This window comes from Nonomuraea sp. NPDC003214 (genome assembly GCF_053590035.1).
The window spans coordinates 1-16,101 of the sequence record NZ_JBSFSX010000017.1 but is presented as its reverse complement, the minus strand read 5'-3'; the positions used below and the strand labels follow the sequence as shown (position 1 = coordinate 16,101).

The following is a 16,101-nucleotide window of genomic DNA, read 5'->3' as shown; positions in this document are numbered from 1 at the left end:
GTAGTGGTGATCTGCTTATCCGGTCGTAAGGAGCACTGATGATCGATGTCCAGCGCCTGCGGGTGCTGCGCGAGGTCGCCCGGCACGGCAGCTTCAACCGCGCCGCCGCCACCCTGCGCTTCACCCCGTCGGCCGTCTCCCAGCAGATCGCCGCCCTCGAACGCGGCCTCGGCCTTCCGGTGGTCGAGCGCAGCACGCGCGGCGTGACGCTCACCGCGGCCGGACGCACGCTGGTGGAGACCGCCGACGCCATCGCGGCCGAGCTGGCCGACGCCCAGGAGCGCCTCGACCGGCTCTCCCGCCAGAGCGCGCGGTTCACGGTCGCGGCGTTCGCCAGTGGCGGCAGGCGGCTGCTGCCGGCCGCGCTGGCCGCCTTCAGCGCCCGGCATCCCGAGGCGGAGCTGACGATCCTGGAACGGGAGCCGGAGGAGAGCCTGCCGCTCGTCCGGGAGGGGCGGGCCGACCTCGCCCTCGCCTACCACTTCGACGGCCCGCCGCCCGCCAGGCCGGGCGACCGGTCCGGCCTCGACTGGACGCCGCTCGCCGCCGACCCGCTCCAGGTGGTGCTGCCCGCGGGCCACCCGTACGCCGGGCGCGCCGCCGTGCACCTGGCCGAGCTGGCGGGTGAGCGGTGGGTGCTCGGCTGCCTCAAGACGGCCGGGCTGATGGACCGCTACGCCGCTCTGTCCGGGTTCGAGCCGCGCGTCTGCTGCGCGGCCACCGACTACGGCTTCGCCCAGTCGCTGGTCGGCGCGGGCGTCGGCGTCGCGCTCATCCCGAGCGTCGCGCTCGGCGACACCCCCGGCCTGGTGGCCGTGCCGCTGGAGCCGCCCGCTCCGGCGCGCCACATCGGCGTGGCCACGCCGCGCCGCCACCGCGGCGCCGCGCAGCCGTACGTCGAGTCGCTGCTGGAGCTGTTGCGCGGTTAGGCGCCCAGCACCTCCCTGCGCAGGCGCGTCTTGAGGATCTTGCCGCCGGGGTTGCGGGGCAGCTCGGTGTCGCGGAACCACACGTGCGCCGGGATCTTGAACTTGGCGATCCGGTCGGCCAGGAACGCCGTCAGCTCCTCGCGGGTGGCCGAGGCGCCCGGGGCGAGCCGGATCACCGCCCCGACCTCCTCGCCCAGCTCGTCGTGCGGTACGCCGATCACCGCCGCGTCGTCCACCGCCGGGTGCTCGAACAGCGCGGCCTCGACCTCGGCGCAGTAGACGTTCTCGCCGCCCCTGATCACCATGTCCTTGGCCCGGTCGACGATGTAGACGAAGCCCTCCTCGTCGATCCTGGCCAGGTCGCCGGTGTGCAGCCAGTTGTCGACGAACGTCTCGGCGGTGGCCTGCGGCTTGTTCCAGTAGCCCATGATCACGTTCGGGCCGCGCAGGCAGAGCTCGCCCACCTCGCCCGGCGGCAGCTCCTCGCCCATCGGGTCCACCACGCGCACGTCCACCACGGCCGTCGGGCGGCCGATGCTGTCGGGCTTGGCCTGGTAGTCGGCGCCGCCGTTGCCGATGGCCAGCGCGGTCGTCTCGGTCATGCCGTAGCCGTTGGACGGCGCCCGGTCGGGCAGGTTCGCGGTGATGCGCTCCAGCAGCTTGGGCGGGGCGGGGGCGCCGCCGTAGCCGAGCGTCGTCAGCGAGGACAGGTCGTGCTTGCCGAAGTCGGGGTGCGACATGAGCTGCCAGGCGTTCGTCGGCACGCCGATCATCGCGGTGACCTTCTCCCGCTCGATCAGCTCCAGCGCCTGCTTGGGGTCCCACTTGTACATGAGCACCAGGCCGCCGCCGCTGAAGATCGTCGTCATCAGCGCCGAGAAGCAGCCCGTCACGTGGAACAGCGGCACCGTCAGCAGCGTCACCCGGCGCACCGCCGACGCCTCGGCGTAGTCCTTGCCCGCCATCGTCACCGCGCGCATCAGCCCGTAGGCGACCGTCATCGGCGCCTGGCCCAGGTTGCGGTGGCTGCCCAGCGCGCCCTTGGGGCTGCCGGTGGTGCCGGAGGTGTAGAAGATCGTGGCCGGGTCCTCGGGGGACAGCTCCACGTCGGGCAGCCGCACGCCGGGCTCGACCACGCCCAGCACGTCCTCGAACGAGCGCGCGCCCGCCGGGACCTCGCCGCGGGCGACGATCAGCGGCACGCCGGTGCCGGTCAGCCGGGCCGCGCGCTCCCCGTCGGCGACGATCACCTTGGCGCCCGAGTCGCTGACCCCGTAGGACAGCTCCTTCTCCGTCCACCAGGCGTTGAGCGGCACCGCGATGGCCCCGGCGGCCAGCGCCGCCGAGAACGCGATCGACCATTCCGGGTAGTTGCGCATGGCCACGGCGACCCGGTCGCCCTTGCGGACCCCGTACTCCTCGACGAGCCGGTGGGCGAGCGTGGCGGCCCTGCGGAAGTGGTCCTCGAACGTGACGTGCTCGTCCTCGTACACCAGGAAGACCTTGTCGCCGTGGAAGGCGCTGTTCTCCAGCAGGGTGCGGAAGTGGCCGGGGGCGTGCTTCCACGTCCGTATCCCGCTCTCGCCGATCTCCTCGACCTCGAAGAGCTGACCAGGGCCGGTGAGCTGGGCTTGCACCTCGGCGTGCGACAGGGTCATGACGCAGAACTCCCGCAGTGGAACGGCATCCGGATAAATCACAGTACCGACCGGTTAGTACGTCGCGCTAGACCAATGTTCCGGAGTTCCTGATCTCGACATGTGGGACGGCGAGACGCCTCGACTTGCATGTTCATCATCGGGAGTACATAGTCTTTACAAGCAAGCCTATGAGCTATGATGCATGAATATGCAGGAGGTCAGATGAGAGCCGCGATCGCCGGAGCCAGCGGCTATGCGGGCGGCGAGCTGCTCCGCCTGCTGCTCGGCCATCCGGAGCTGGAGATCGGCGCCCTCACCGCGGCATCCAGCGCCGGCAGCGCGCTCGGCTCCCACCAGCCCCACCTGCCGCAGCTGGCCGACCGGGTCATCCAGGAGACCACCGCCGACGCCCTCGCCGGGCACGACGTCGTCTTCCTCGCCCTGCCCCACGGCCACTCCGCCGCCGTGGCCGCCCAGCTCGGCCCCGCCACGCTCGTCGTCGACTGCGGCGCCGACCACCGGCTCGCCGACCCCGCCGCCTGGCAGGAGTTCTACGGCGGCGAGCACGCCGGCACCTGGCCCTACGGCCTGCCCGAGCTGCCCGGCCAGCGCGAAGCGCTCCGGAGCACCCGCCGCGTCGCCGTCCCCGGCTGCTACCCCACCTCCGTGCTGCTCGCGCTGACGCCCGCGTTCGCCGCCGGGCTCGCCGAGCCGGACGTGGTCGTCGTCGCCGCCAGCGGCACCAGCGGCGCCGGCAAGTCGCTCAAGCCCAGCCTGCTCGGCAGCGAGGTCATGGGCTCCGTCAGCGCCTACAGCGCCGGCGGCGTCCACCGCCACACCCCCGAGATGGAGCAGGGCCTCAGCGCCGCCGCGGGCGCGCCCGTACGGGTCTCGTTCACCCCGACGCTCGCCCCCATGAGCCGCGGCATCCTGGCCACCTGCACGGCCCCCGCCCGGCCCGGCGTCACCCGCGACTCGCTCCGGGCGGCCTACGAGACGGCCTACAAGGCGGAGCCGTTCGTGCACCTGCTCCCCGAGGGAGCCTGGCCCGCCACCGCCATGACCTACGGCGCCAACACCGCCGCCCTCCAGGTCGCGCTCGACGAGCGCGCGGGCCGGGTGATCGCCGTCATCGCCATCGACAACCTGACCAAGGGCACGGCCGGAGGCGCGATCCAGAGCGCCAACCTCGCCCTCGGCCTCCCGGAAGAGCTCGGACTTCCCACGACAGGAGTTGCTCCATGAGCGTGACCGCCCCCCTCGGCTTCAGGGCCGCGGGCATAGCCGCAGGCATCAAGGCCGGCGGCGCCCGGGACCTGGCCCTCGTCGTCAACGACGGGCCGAGCCGTGCCGCCGCCGGCGTCTTCACGGCCAACCGCGTGAAGGCCGCCCCGGTGCTCTGGTCGCAGCAGGTGCTGCGCGGCGGGCGGCTGCGAGCGGTGGTGCTCAACTCCGGCGGCGCCAACGCCTGCACCGGCCCCGAGGGCTTCCAGGACACCCACGCCACGGCCGAGAAGGCCGCCGCCGCGCTCGACGACTCCGCGGGCGAGATCGCGGTCTGCTCCACCGGCCTGATCGGCGAGCGGCTGCCGATGGACGCGCTGCTGCCCGGCGTCGAGCTGGCCGCCTCCCAGCTCTCCCGCGACGGCGGCCTGGCCGCCGCCGACGCGATCCGCACCACCGACACCGTCTCCAAGATCTCCTTCAAGCGCGGCGACGGCTACATGGTGGGCGGCATGGCCAAAGGCGCGGGCATGCTCGCCCCCGGCCTGGCCACCATGCTCTGCGTCATCACCACCGACGCCGACCTGACCGCCGAGCAGCTCGACACCGTGCTGCGCCGCGCCACCTCGCGCACCTTCGACCGGCTCGACACCGACGGCTGCATGTCGACCAACGACACCGTCCTGCTGCTGTCCAGCGGCGCTGCGGGCGTAAGTCCCGAGCTCGCCGAGTTCGAGCAGAAGGTCACCGAGGTCTGCGCCGACCTCGCCCGCCAGCTCCTCGTCGACGCCGAGGGCGCCTCCAAGGCCATCGCCATCGAGGTCATCGGCGCCGCCTCCGAGGACGACGCCGTCACCGTCGGCCGCGCGGTCTCCCGCTCCAACCTGCTCAAGTGCGCCATCCACGGCGAGGACCCCAACTGGGGCCGGGTGCTGGCCGCCGTCGGCACCACCGACGCCGTCTTCGAGCCCGACCGGCTCAACGTCGCCATCAACGGCATCTGGATCTGCCGCGCCGGGGCCGTCGGCGACGACCGCGCCAAGGTCGACATGCGCCCCCGCGACGTGACGATCACCATCGACCTGTCGGCCGGCCCCCACACGGCCACCGTCCACACCACGGACCTGACGGCCGACTACGTCCACGAGAACTCGGCGTACTCCTCATGAGGGCCGGCACCGCGCAGGCGAAGGCCGGCACGCTCATCGAGGCGCTGCCCTGGCTGACCCGCTTCCACGGCGCGACCGTCGTCATCAAGTACGGCGGCAACGCCATGACCGACGAGTCCCTCAAGGCGTCGTTCGCCGAGGACGTCGTCTTCCTGCGCTACGCCGGGCTGCGCCCGGTCGTCGTGCACGGCGGCGGCCCGCAGATCAGCGAGCACCTCGACAAGCTCGGCATCGAGTCCACGTTCACCGCCGGGCTGCGCGTCACCACGCCCGAGGCCATGCAGGTCGTCCGGATGGTCCTGGTCGGCCAGGTCGGCCGCGACATCGTCGGGCTGCTCAACCAGCACGGCCCGTTCGCCGTCGGCCTGTCGGGCGAGGACGCCCACCTGTTCACCGCCGAGCGCAAGAGCGCCGTCGTCGACGGCAGCCCCGTCGACATCGGCCAGGTCGGCGAGATCGTCGACGTCCAGGCCGGAGCTGTGCGCGCGCTGCTCGCCGACGGCCGCATCCCCGTCGTCTCCAGCGTGGCGCGCGGCGACGACGGGGAGATCTACAACGTGAACGCCGACACCGCGGCCGCCGCGCTCGCCGTGGCGCTGCAGGCCGACAAGCTCGTCGTCCTCACCGACGTCGAGGGCCTGTACGCCAACTGGCCCGAAGACTCGGAGGTCATCAGCCGGCTCGACGCCGCCGAGCTGGCCGAGCTCATGCCGACGCTGTCGAGCGGCATGGTGCCCAAGATGGAGGCGTGCCTGACCGCGGTCAAGGGCGGCGTGCCGCAGGCCCACGTGCTCGACGGCCGGGAGCCGCACGCGCTGCTGCTGGAAATCTTCACCAACGAAGGAATCGGAACGATGGTGGTGCCCTCATGAGCCTCTTCGACAGGTTCGAACAGGCCTTCATGCCCAACTACGGAGTCCCCCCGGTCGCGCTGGCGCGCGGCGAGGGCACCCGCGTCTGGGACGTCGACGGCCGGGCCTACCTCGACTTCATCGGCGGCATCGCCGTCACCTCGCTCGGCCACGCCCACCCGGCGCTCGTCGAGGCCGTCTCCACCCAGGTGGCCACGCTCGCCCACACGAGCAACCTGTTCCTGCACGAGCCCGAGGTGCTGCTCGCCGAGAAGCTGCTGGAGCTGCTCCAGGCCCCCGGCCGCGTCTTCCTCGCCAACTCCGGCACCGAGGCCAACGAGGCCGCGCTCAAGCTCGCCATCAAGTACGGCAAGCGCCACGGCCGCACCTACTTCGTCGCCGCCGAGAACGGCTTCCACGGCCGCACCCTCGGCGCCCTGTCGCTGACCGGCAAGCAGGCGATCCGCGACCAGTTCGGCCCGTTCCCGGTCGAGGTCCGCTTCGTCCCCTACGGCGACGCCGACGCGCTGAAGGCGGCCGTGACCGGCGAGTGCGCCGCCGTCTTCCTGGAGCCCACGCAGGGCGAGGCGGGCGTGGTCCCGCCGCCCGACGGCTACCTGGCGGCCGCCCGCGAGATCTGCGACGCCGCCGGCGCGCTGCTGGTGGCCGACGAGATCCAGTCGGCGATCGGCCGCACCGGCCACTGGTTCGCCCATCAGGCCGACGGCTACACGCCCGACATCCTCACGCTGGCCAAGGGCCTCGGCGGCGGCCTGCCGATCGGCGCCTGCGTCGGCTTCGGCGAGGCGGGCACGCTGTTCGACAAGGGCGACCACGGCTCGACGTTCGGCGGCAACCCGGTCTCCTGCGCCGCCGCGCTGGCCGTGCTCGCCAACGTCGACCTCGGCCACGTCCGCACGGTCGCCGCGCGGCTGCGCGACGGCCTGGAGGCGATCGGCCACCCGCTGCTGAAGGGGGTGCGCGGACGCGGCCTGTGGCTGGGCGTCGTCCTCACCGAACCGGTGTCGGCGCGGGTCCAGAAGGCCGCCGCCGACGCGGGCTTCCTCGTCAACGCCCTGCAGCCCGACGCCGTACGCCTCGCGCCCCCGCTGGTCGTGACGGAGCAGGAGATCGACGCCTTCGTGACGGCGTTCCCGCGGATTCTCTCGGAGGCAGCCAAGTGACCCGCCACTTCCTCAAGGACGACGACCTCACGCCCGAGGAGCAGGCCGAGGTCCTCGACCTGGCCGCCGCGATGAAGAAGGACCGGTTCGGCTACCGGCCCTTCGAGGGCCCCCAGTCGGTCGCCGTCCTGTTCGACAAGCCGTCCGCGCGCACCCGTGTGTCGTTCCACACCGGCATCGGCGAGCTCGGCGGCCTGCCGCTCATCGTCGACGGCGTCTCCACGCTCATGGGACGCGGCGAGCCCACTGAAGACATCGCCCGCGTGCTCGGCAGGCAGGTGTCCGCCATCGTCTGGCGCACCAGCGGCCAGGAGCTGATCGAGACCATGGCCGCTCACGCCGGCGTGCCCGTGGTCAACGCGCTCACCGACGACTACCACCCCTGCCAGATCCTCGCCGACCTGCAGACGGTGCGCGAGCGGTTCGGCCGCACCGCCGGGCTGACCCTCGCCTACACCGGCGACGGCGCCAACAACATGGCCCACTCCTACCTGCTCGGCGGCGCCACCGCCGGCATGCACGTACGGATCGCCGCCCCGCCCGGCTACCAGCCCGACGCCGTCATCCTCGGCCGAGCCGCCGCCATCGCCGCCCGCACCGGCGGCTCGGTGGTCGCGCTGTCCGACCCGGCGGCCGCCGTCCAGGGCGCGCACGTGGTCGCCACCGACACCTGGGTGTCGATGGGCCAGGACGGCAAGGAGCGGCGCATTGCCGACCTCATGCCCTACCAGGTCAACGACGAGCTGCTGGAGCACGCCGACGCCGAGGCGATCGTGCTGCACTGCCTGCCCGCCTACCGCGGCCACGAGATCACCGCCGAGGTCCTCGAAGGCCCGCGCAGCGCCGTCTGGGACCAGGCGGAGAACCGGCTGCACGCGCAGAAGGCCCTGCTCCACTGGCTGATGAGCGAGACATGACGATCCCGATGACCAAGGCCGGCAGACAGGCCAAGATCACCGACCTGCTGCAGCGCCAGCCCGTCCGCTCCCAGCCGGAGCTGGCCAAGCTGCTCGCCGAGAGCGGCGTCGAGGTCACCCAGGCCACCCTGTCCCGCGACCTCGACGAGCTCGGCGCGCTCAAGCTGCGCGCCGAGGACGGCTCCCTCGTCTACGCGCTGCCCGGCGAGGGCGGCGGGCGCATCCCGCTCGCCCGGCTCGGCACCGGCGAGTCGCCTGCCGCCCGGCTGCACCGCATCGCCGAGGAACTGCTGGTCAGCGCCGAGGCGTCGGCCAACCTGATCCTCGTCAGGACACCGCCCGGAGCCGCCCAGTTCCTGGCCTCCGCCATCGACCACGCCGACTGGGAGTCCATCCTCGGCACCGTCGCCGGCGACGACACGATCCTGGTCATCAGCCGCGACCCGCTCGGCGGGCAGGCGGTGGCCGAGGCGCTGCTGAAGACCGCCGACAGGCGCAGCCAGCACGCCGAGTGACGAAGTTCGACCCATGACCGCGAGAGTGGTCCCGGCCCGCCCGGGAGGGCCCGGCACGTCCGCCGCCCTCCCGGCGCCGCCGGGCGCCACACCGCCGGCCGCGACCAGGCCACAGGGTTCGTGCACCCGCCTTCCAAGATCGCCGCGACCCGCGACGCGAGGAACGGCCGGGGTGCACTATGGTCGCGGAGACGGTGGCAGGACAGTTTGAGGAGATGACGGTGAGTGATGGCAAGCCGATGCGGCTGTGGGGCGGGCGTTTCGAAGGGGGACCGTCCGACGCGCTGACCCGGCTGTCGGTGAGCGTGCACTTCGACTGGCGGCTGGTGCCGTACGACCTGGCGGCGTCCAGGGCGCACGCCCGCGTGCTGCACAGGGCGGGGCTGCTCAGCGCGGACGAGCTCGAGCGCATGATCGGCGCCCTCGACGACCTGGAGCGCGCCTGCAAGGCCGGCGAGTTCCGGCCGACGGTCGCCGACGAGGACGTGCACACCGCCCTGGAGCGCGGCCTGCTGGAGCGGCTCGGCTCGCTCGGCGGCAAGCTCCGCGCCGGTCGCAGCCGCAACGACCAGATCGCCACCGACCTGCGCCTCTACCTGCGCGACCACGCCCGCACGATCGTCTCGCGGCTGGTCGAGCTGGAGACGGCGCTCATGGCGCAGGCCGAGCAGCACGCCGAGACGGCCGCGCCCGGCATGACCCACCTGCAGCACGCCCAGCCCGTCTCGTTCGGCCACCAGCTCCTGGCCCACGTGCACGCCTTCGCCCGCGACGTCGACCGGCTGTCCGACTGGGACCGGCGCGCCGCCGTCTCGCCGCTCGGCGCGGGCGCGCTGGCCGGCTCGTCCCTGCCACTCGACCCGCAGGCCGTGGCGGAGGAGCTCGGCTTCTCCTCGGCGGCCCCCAACTCGATGGACGCCGTCGCCGACCGCGACTTCGCCGCCGAGTTCCTGTTCGCCGCGGCGATGATCGGCACCCACCTGTCGCGGCTGGGCGAGGAGATCGTCCTGTGGGCCTCGCAGGAGTTCCGCTGGATCGAGATGGACGACGCCTACTCCACCGGCTCGTCGATCATGCCGCAGAAGAAGAACCCCGACGTGGCCGAGCTGGCCCGGGGCAAGTCCGGCCGCCTCATCGGCAACCTCATGGCGCTGCTGACCACGCTCAAGGGCCTGCCGCTGACCTACAACCGCGACCTCCAGGAGGACAAGGAGCCGGTGTTCGACTCGGTCGACACGCTGCTGCTCGTCCTGCCCGCGATGGCCGGCCTGGTCGCCACCATGCGCGTCAACACCGCCCGCATGGAGGCGTCGGCCCCCGACGGGTTCGCGCTCGCCACCGACCTGGCCGAGCTGCTGGTGCGGCGCGGCGTGCCGTTCCGCGAGGCGCACGAGGCCGTCGGCCACCTGGTCGTGTGGTGCCAGGTCAACGACAAGGACCTCGGCGACCTCACCGACGACGAGCTGGCCAAGGTGTCGGCCCACCTGACGCCCGACGTGCGTGACGTGCTCAACGTGCCCGGCGCGCTGGCCGCCCGCAAGGCCCACGGCGGCACCGCCCCCGACCGCGTCCGCGACCAGCTCGTCGCGCTGCGCGAGTCGGTCGACGCGCAGGCGGCCTGGGCGGCGGGCGAGTCCTGACCGCAGTGTCGTCATCCGCGCTGTCCTTCGAGCCGCTGCCGCGCGGCTTCTTCGACCGGCCCTCCCACGAGGTGGCGCCCGACCTGCTCGGGCGCGTCCTCGTGCACAGCGGTGCCGACGGGTCCGTCGCCGTGCGCCTCACCGAGGTCGAGGCGTACGGCGGGCCCGGCGAGGACCCGGCCGCCCACACCTACCGGGGCAAGACGCCGCGCAACGCCGTGATGTTCGGCCCGCCGGGACACCTGTACGTGTACTTCACGTACGGGATGCACTTCTGCGCCAACCTGGTCTGCCTGCCCGAGGAGCACGGCTCGGCGGTGCTCCTGCGGGCCGGCGAGGTGGTGGCGGGCCTGGACCTGGCCCGCGAGCGGCGCTCCAACGGGACCAGGCGGCCCGCGGACCGTGACCTCGCCCGCGGTCCGGCCCGGCTGGCCGTGGCGCTCGGGCTGCGGCGCGAGCACAACGGGCTCGACGCCGTCCTGGACGGAATGGCACCCGGCTTCGTGCCGGGCGACCGGCTCACCGGGTGGCCCGCCGGGGCGGCGGCCGTGCTCGAAGGCCGCCCGCCCGCGCGCGGATCCGGTCAGGCCCCCGGACCGGGATCTCGACGGCCAAGGACACGCCGTGGCGGTTCTGGATCGACGCCGACCCGACCGTCTCGCCGTACCGGGCTCACGTGCCGCGGCGGCGCAACGCCGCGGCCACCTCCGTGGGCGAGGCGCCCAGCTCGTGAGGGCTGAAGATGTGCAGATGGTCGCCGGTGTCGATCTCCAGCATCTCGCTGCGCAGCCCGAACCGCGTCCGCACGTCGACCTTGACGTCCTGGATGTCCTCCCACGGCACGTGCCGCCGGCCGGCGAAGCCGTGCGTCACGGTGATGCCGCTCTCGTCGGCCGCCAGCCGCACCGGCACCAGCACGTCGCGCAGGCCCATCGCGCCCACCAGCACGGCGGCGGGCACGGCGAGGATCACCCCGCGCAGGTCGCCGCCGAGATACCAGTAGACGGCGAGCCCGGCGCACGCCAGAGCCCCTAAGATCTTGAAAACGGCCAGCTCGCGACGGACCCTCCACATGGGGACCGAGACTATCCAAGTAGCGGTCACTCCACGCGATCGGGCACGCTGTAACCACCCGACACCTACCGGAAAGCCAGCACCGTGACCGACATCCTCGACGACCTCGCCTGGCGAGGCCTGATCGCGCAGTCAACCGACCTCGACGCCCTGCGCGCGTCCATGGCCAAGGGGCCGATCACGGTCTATGCGGGCTTCGACCCGACCGCCGCCTCCCTGCACGTCGGTCACTTCGTCCCGCTGCTCACGCTGCGGCGCTTCCAGCTCGCCGGCCACCGGCCGATCGGGCTCGTCGGCGGCGCGACCGGGCTGATCGGCGACCCGAGCGGCCGCAACACCGAGCGTTCGCTCAACTCCGGCGACGTCGTGGCCCAGTGGGTGGAGCGGCTGCGCGGCCAGGTGGGCCGGTTCCTCGACTTCGGCGAGGTGCCCAACGCCGCCCTCATGGTGAGCAACCTCGACTGGACCGGCGAGCTGTCGGCCATCGACTTCCTGCGCGACATCGGCAAGCACTTCCCGGTCAACCGGATGCTCGCCCGCGAGTCGGTGTCGGCCCGGCTGGCCGGTGAGGGGCTGAGCTACACCGAGTTCAGCTACCAGATCCTGCAGTCCAACGACTACCTGGAGCTGTTCCGGCGCTACGGCTGCACGCTGCAGATCGGCGGCAGCGACCAGTGGGGCAACATCACCGCGGGCGCCGACCTGGTGCGCCGCATCGAGGGCGCGCACGTGCACGCGCTCACGCTGCCGCTCATCACCAAGGCCGACGGCACCAAGTTCGGCAAGACCGCGGGCGGCGCCCTCTGGCTCGACCCGGAGATGACCTCCCCGTACGCCTTCTACCAGTACTTCCTCAACTCCGACGACCGTGACGTGATCCACTACCTCAAGGTGTTCACGTTCCGCAGCCGGGAGGAGATCGAGGAGCTGGAGAAGGCGGTCGCCGAGCGGCCCTTCGCCCGCGAGGCGCAGCGCACGCTGGCCGAGGAGCTCACCGAGCTGCTGCACGGCAAGCAGGAGCTGGCGGCCGTGGTCGCCGCGTCCAAGGCGCTGTTCGGCCAGGGCGCGCTGGAGGAGCTGCCGGCCGCGACGCTCGGCGCCGCGCTGGCCGAGGTGCCGAAGGCCACCGTGCCGGCGCTCGGCGCGACGCTGGTCGACCTGCTGGCCGACAGCGGCCTGGTCGAGTCCAAGTCGGCGGCGCGGCGCGCGGTCAAGGAGGGCGGCGCCTACCTCAACAACGTCAAGATCACCGACGAGTCCTACGTCCCGTCGGGCGACGACCTGCTGCACGGGCGCTACCTGGTGCTGCGGCGCGGCAAGAAGTCGATCGGCGGCGTCGAGGTCGGCTGACGGCCCACAGGATCAGGCGGAGGCGGGCTCTCGTTCCGGGGCCCGCCTCCGGTCGTTCACCGGGCGGTGTAGAGCGCGACCGTGAGTCCCGGCAGGTCGGCGGAGTGCCAGGCCGACTTCTGCTCGAACCCGGCCTCGCGCACCGCCTCGACCCGGGGCAGCCGGGCGCCGCTCGACTTGGCGCCGCGCCACACGACCCACACCCGCTCCCGCCCGGTCAGCGCCTCGGCGACGTCGTCGCGCTCGGGGAAGCCGAACCCGTCGGGGTCCGGGGCCGTGCCGATCCGGAGCACGTCGTCCGGCGTCGCCCCGGCGCCGTAGTAGTCGAACCCGGCCCTGACCGAGCTCTGGCCGTAGACGATCGCGTCGCCCGGCCGTACGTCCATCCTGCGCAGCGCCCACGGGACGTCCTCGAACCGGCCGTTCGGCTCGCGCACCTCGACGTGCTGGGCGAACCCGGCCGCCACCGTCACCGCCACCAGCGCGCAGCACGCGGCCAGGGCGATCCTCGGCACGCTCGCCGCCGCCAGCCCGGCCAGCAGCGCCAGCGCCGGAGCGGTGACGAAAAGGTAGCGGTCCACGTACGCAGGTGTCACCAGGTGGGAGACCGCGAGCAGCAGCAGCGGCGGCAGGACCAGCCACCCGAGCAGCGTCGCCGCCCACACCCGGCCCCCGGGGCGGGTGCGCGCCGACCACCACAGCAGTCCCGCGCCCGCCAGCGCCACCGCGAACAGCGGCAGGCCCGCCTCGGCCGCGCCCGCCGCCATCTTCGGGAACTTCAGCAGCACCTCGGGGCCCCGCTGCGGGATCCAGCTGATCGCGTGCCGCTCGCCGTAGCCCACCAGGCCGAGCACCACGGCCGGCACGCCGCCGGCGGTCAGCGCGGGCAGCGCCCGCAGGAGCAGGTCCCGCCGCGACAGCAGCGCGACGGCCGCGACGAGCTGCGCGGGCAGCACCAGCACGGCGAACAGGTGCGTGCAGCACACCAGCGCCACGCTCACCCCGTACACCACCCACCGGCGGGCCGCCTCCGGCCGCTCGGCCGCCCGGTGCAGCGCCCAGAACGACAGCACGACCGCCGCGGCGGCGAACGCGTAGGAGCGGGCGAACGCCCCGTAGTAGGACACCGACGGCAGCACCGCGAAGACCGCCGCCGCCGTGACCCCCGCCCGCGTGCTGTGCAGCCGCCTGCCCAGTGCGACCAGCAGCCCCGCCGCCACCGCGATCGCCAGCGCCGACGGCAGCCGCAGCCACAGCTCGGCCGTGCCCGCCTTGGCCCAGAAGTGCATGAACAGGTAGTAAGGCAGGAAGTGCCCGTCGATGTGCTGGGCCAGCTCCCACAGCCCGGCGAGCGAGCGGGACGCGGCGCTGATCGTGGCCAGCTCGTCGCCGTTCAGCGTCGCCGCGCCCGTCCCGCTGAACGCGACGGCTCCCGCCGCCGCCCCCGCCAGCCAGGCGCTCGCGTGCCCGCGCGTACGGGGTTCCGGAGTGGTGGGCGGGGCTAGTGTGGCGGCACTGGTCACCGGGGCAGGATACGCGCATAAGCTCGGAAGCATGCCCGAAGTGATCGTTTTCGATTTGTACGGTGTCATCGCCAGGACGCAGACCGACGAGGCCAGACAGCAGCTCGTCGACCTGGCCGGGGTGTCGGCGGACCGCTTCTGGGAGGCGTACTGGGCCTGCCGGCCGCCCTACGACGCCGGGCAGCCGAGCGACCTCTACTGGGCGGCCGTCGCCGAGCGGCTCGGCGCGCGGTTCGCCGACGTGGCGGCGCTGACCGAGGCCGACCTGGAGAGCTGGTCGCACGTCGACCCCGAGATGGTGGCCCTCGTGCACGAGCTGGCCGACAGCGGACGCAGGCTCGGCCTGCTGTCGAACATCATCGAGGACCTGGTGCCCGTCTGGGAGGAGCGGCACGGCGACTGGCTGGGCCGCTTCGACGCGCTCACCTACTCCTGCCGGATCGGCGTGGCCAAGCCCGACCCGCGCGCGTACGAGATCTGCGCCTCCCGGCACGGGGTCGCCCCGGGCGACGTGCTGTTCTTCGACGACAACGAGGCGAACGTGGTGGCGGCGCGGCAGGCGGGGATGGCGGCCGAGCTGTTCGTCTCCCCCGGGCAGGTGCGCGCGAGCGTCGCCCGCTGACCGCGGGCGCACCGGCGCTACTGGCTGGTCGTGTGCGTGGGGCGGACGACGATCACGACGCGGCGGGCGGCGTCGCCGACCGGCCGCTCGTACGGCAGGCCGTAGCGGGTGGCCAGGACGTCGAAGAAGTCGCCGGACGGGTCGGGCTCGACGCGCTCGACCACGCCGCGGATCTCCAGATAGCGGTACGGCTGGTCGGGGTCGTTGACGGAGACGGCCACCTCCGGGTGGTCGGCGACGTTGCGGCACTTGCGGCGGTCGGTGGTGGTCGTGAAGCGCAGGTGCTCGCCGTCCCACACCGTCCAGACCGGGTTCACCTGCGGCGCGCCGCCGGGCCCGATGGTCGCCAGGTGCGCGAACAGCGGGCGGGTCAGCAGGTCGAGGTGGCTCTCGGGAATCACGTTGCGATCTCCTTCGTGATGGCTGGCGCAGGGGGACAATATCAAAGCTTTGATGACTATCAAGACTCGAAGCCTTGTACGCTTGCCGTCATGGTGGACATGCCCGCGCAGGAGCGGCTCGGCCTCGACATCAAGCGGGCCGAGCAGGAGCTGATCGCGGCCAAGCAGGTCGCGGTGCGGGCGGCGGGCCTGACGGTCCCGCAGTACGCGGCGCTGTTCGCGCTGGCCGGCAACCCCGGCATCTCGGGCGCCGCGCTGGCCAGGGCATGCCTGGTCACCCCGCAGGCGATGACCGTCGTGCTCAAGAACCTCGAGGAGCGCGGCCTGGTCGAGCGCACCCCGCACCCCTGGCACCGCAACGTGCTGGAGACCCGGCTGACCGAGCCGGGGCGCGTGGCGCTGGAGACGGCCGACGCCCGCGCCGTCGTCATCGAGCGCGCGATCGCCGACGAGCTCGACGACGCGGAGCGCGACACCCTCCGCGCCCTGCTCGCGCGGTGCGGCGAAGCGATCCGCCGGGCTTCGTCCGAACTGTGAGCGGCGTGTGATTTGACGTCCGGCGAATCGCGACCTAATGTTTGACCTCGCCCCGGGAGCGAGCCGGACGCCTGACACGGCGGACGGGCCCCAGGGCAGCCCCTTGAGAACGAATCACTCGGCTGTGGGCGCTCTTGCGCGTCATGGCATGAGTCGTCTCGGGTGTCTGTTGGACCACCGCGAAAAATCGGTTGATTCGACAGGAACCGGATGCCACGGTAAGTTACGAGGGTTGCCTCGGAGACGGGGCGCGCAATCCTAAGCGGGTTGAGCGATTGGAAGCAAATCTTCGGATTTGACAGCCGATCGGCGGCCTGATAAGATTGCGAAAGACGAGATCGCGCCTCTCGCAGGACCGGGGAGCAAGCGTCCGTTTCTTGAGAACTCAACAGTGTGTCAAAAGCCAGTGCATGAAGTTTTTTCATGCAAAACCTCGTCAAATATGACGGAGATAATGTTGCCTGGTATCAAACCTTTTTTGGAGAGTTTGATCCTGGCTCAGGACGAACGCTGGCGGCGTGCTTA

The 16,101-nt window shown here is 72.5% G+C and carries 16 protein-coding genes; 12 read left to right on the top strand and 4 right to left on the bottom strand.

Annotation, left to right across the window (positions count from 1 at the left end; all coding sequences use genetic code 11):
- Positions 1-38 precede the first annotated feature (38 nt).
- Positions 39-929 carry a LysR family transcriptional regulator gene (locus ACWDXC_RS38210; RefSeq protein ID WP_449990635.1) on the top strand — a complete coding sequence of 297 codons (891 nt, stop codon included), beginning with the start codon at positions 39-41 and terminating at the stop codon, positions 927-929.
- Here the strand turns inward: ACWDXC_RS38210 and ACWDXC_RS38205 are convergent.
- The gene (locus ACWDXC_RS38205; RefSeq protein WP_449990632.1) at positions 926-2,587 is read right to left on the bottom strand and encodes a class I adenylate-forming enzyme family protein; all 1,662 of its coding nucleotides are present in this window, start codon (positions 2,585-2,587) and stop codon (positions 926-928) included. The two genes, ACWDXC_RS38210 and ACWDXC_RS38205, sit on opposite strands and share 4 nt — an antisense overlap.
- A 204-nt stretch (positions 2,588-2,791) precedes the next feature.
- Between ACWDXC_RS38205 and argC the strand changes: the two genes are divergently transcribed.
- From argC to ACWDXC_RS38165, 8 genes are all read left to right on the top strand, one after another.
- A complete protein-coding gene (gene argC / locus ACWDXC_RS38200; protein WP_375073999.1) occupies positions 2,792-3,814 on the top strand; it encodes an N-acetyl-gamma-glutamyl-phosphate reductase in 1,023 nt (340 codons plus the stop codon).
- The gene (argJ, locus tag ACWDXC_RS38195; protein ID WP_449990628.1) at positions 3,811-4,962 is read left to right on the top strand and encodes a bifunctional glutamate N-acetyltransferase/amino-acid acetyltransferase ArgJ; all 1,152 of its coding nucleotides are present in this window, start codon (positions 3,811-3,813) and stop codon (positions 4,960-4,962) included. The genes argC and argJ overlap by 4 nt, the downstream gene beginning before the upstream one ends.
- Positions 4,959-5,834: an acetylglutamate kinase gene (argB, locus tag ACWDXC_RS38190; protein ID WP_449990626.1), complete on the top strand. Its 876-nt coding sequence runs from the start codon at positions 4,959-4,961 to the stop codon at positions 5,832-5,834. Before argJ ends, argB begins: the two co-directional genes overlap by 4 nt.
- A complete protein-coding gene (locus tag ACWDXC_RS38185; protein ID WP_449990623.1) occupies positions 5,831-6,997 on the top strand; it encodes an acetylornithine transaminase in 1,167 nt (388 codons plus the stop codon). Before argB ends, ACWDXC_RS38185 begins: the two co-directional genes overlap by 4 nt.
- A complete protein-coding gene (gene argF, locus ACWDXC_RS38180; protein WP_364184379.1) occupies positions 6,994-7,914 on the top strand; it encodes an ornithine carbamoyltransferase in 921 nt (306 codons plus the stop codon). Before ACWDXC_RS38185 ends, argF begins: the two co-directional genes overlap by 4 nt.
- Positions 7,911-8,429, top strand: a complete 519-nt coding sequence (locus ACWDXC_RS38175; protein WP_219502250.1) for an arginine repressor — start codon at positions 7,911-7,913, stop codon at positions 8,427-8,429. The genes argF and ACWDXC_RS38175 overlap by 4 nt, the downstream gene beginning before the upstream one ends.
- A gap of 215 nt (positions 8,430-8,644) precedes the next feature.
- Positions 8,645-10,069, top strand: coding sequence for an argininosuccinate lyase (argH, locus tag ACWDXC_RS38170; RefSeq protein ID WP_357587435.1), 1,425 nt, complete (start codon positions 8,645-8,647; stop codon positions 10,067-10,069).
- Positions 10,070-10,074: 5 nt separating this feature from the next.
- Complete coding sequence (locus tag ACWDXC_RS38165) at positions 10,075-10,809, top strand: DNA-3-methyladenine glycosylase (protein ID WP_449990618.1); 735 nt, start codon at positions 10,075-10,077, stop codon at positions 10,807-10,809.
- Here ACWDXC_RS38165 and ACWDXC_RS38160 read toward each other — a convergent pair.
- A complete protein-coding gene (locus tag ACWDXC_RS38160; protein WP_219502253.1) occupies positions 10,742-11,143 on the bottom strand; it encodes a PH domain-containing protein in 402 nt (133 codons plus the stop codon). The genes ACWDXC_RS38165 and ACWDXC_RS38160 overlap by 68 nt on opposite strands.
- A gap of 84 nt (positions 11,144-11,227) precedes the next feature.
- Between ACWDXC_RS38160 and tyrS the strand changes: the two genes are divergently transcribed.
- Positions 11,228-12,493 (top strand): tyrosine--tRNA ligase, encoded by a 1,266-nt coding sequence (tyrS, locus tag ACWDXC_RS38155; protein ID WP_449990615.1) that lies wholly within the window; start codon positions 11,228-11,230, stop codon positions 12,491-12,493.
- 56 nt (positions 12,494-12,549) lie between these two features.
- On the opposite strand, the gene ACWDXC_RS38150 is transcribed toward tyrS, so the two are convergent.
- Entirely contained in the window at positions 12,550-14,016 is a 1,467-nt protein-coding gene (locus ACWDXC_RS38150) for a glycosyltransferase family 39 protein (RefSeq protein ID WP_449990612.1), read from the bottom strand.
- A 31-nt stretch (positions 14,017-14,047) separates the two neighbouring features.
- Here ACWDXC_RS38150 and ACWDXC_RS38145 point away from each other — a divergent pair, with 31 nt between their 5' ends.
- Positions 14,048-14,638 carry an HAD family hydrolase gene (locus ACWDXC_RS38145; RefSeq protein WP_449990610.1) on the top strand — a complete coding sequence of 197 codons (591 nt, stop codon included), beginning with the start codon at positions 14,048-14,050 and terminating at the stop codon, positions 14,636-14,638.
- Between the two features lie 17 nt (positions 14,639-14,655).
- On the opposite strand, the gene ACWDXC_RS38140 is transcribed toward ACWDXC_RS38145, so the two are convergent.
- Positions 14,656-15,039, bottom strand: a complete 384-nt coding sequence (locus ACWDXC_RS38140; protein WP_364184364.1) for a PPOX class F420-dependent oxidoreductase — start codon at positions 15,037-15,039, stop codon at positions 14,656-14,658.
- A 90-nt stretch (positions 15,040-15,129) separates the two neighbouring features.
- On the opposite strand from ACWDXC_RS38140, the gene ACWDXC_RS38135 reads away from it, so the two are divergent.
- On the top strand, positions 15,130-15,576 hold the full coding sequence (locus ACWDXC_RS38135; RefSeq protein WP_364184361.1) for a MarR family winged helix-turn-helix transcriptional regulator: 447 nt from the start codon (positions 15,130-15,132) through the stop codon (positions 15,574-15,576).
- Positions 15,577-16,101: the final 525 nt, after the last annotated feature.